The organism is Zoogloea sp. LCSB751 (genome assembly GCF_002028455.1).
In the GTDB taxonomy this organism is placed as follows: Bacteria; Pseudomonadota; Gammaproteobacteria; order Burkholderiales; family Rhodocyclaceae; genus Zoogloea.
Map to the genome: position 1 here is coordinate 1 of NZ_MWUM01000572.1, position 239 is coordinate 239.

General features: G+C 66.1%; 1 protein-coding gene. It reads right to left on the bottom strand.

Features of this window, described 5'->3' with window-relative positions; genetic code table 11:
* Nucleotides 1–157, bottom strand: a 157-nt coding sequence (locus tag B4920_RS31210) for a cation:dicarboxylase symporter family transporter (RefSeq protein ID WP_216820135.1), incomplete at its 3' end; no start/stop codon positions are given.
* Between the last annotated feature and the right edge of the window lie 82 nt (nt 158–239).

The window sequence follows — 239 nt, forward strand, 5'->3', positions numbered from 1 at the left end:
TGTCGCTCACGCCGTTGTTCTTGCTGGCCTGCAGGGCCACCGGGATGGTGGCGGCGCTGGACATGGTGCCGAGCGCGGTGAAGTAGGCGGGCAGCATGTTCTTGATGAGCATGGCGGGGGAGCGGCCCAGCGCCAGCCCGGTGCCGATGAAGAGCACGGAGAGTCAGAGCCAGTGCATGACGATGGCCATCACCAGCACCACGCCGAAGGTCTTGAGGGTGGCGAAGACGGTGCCTTCC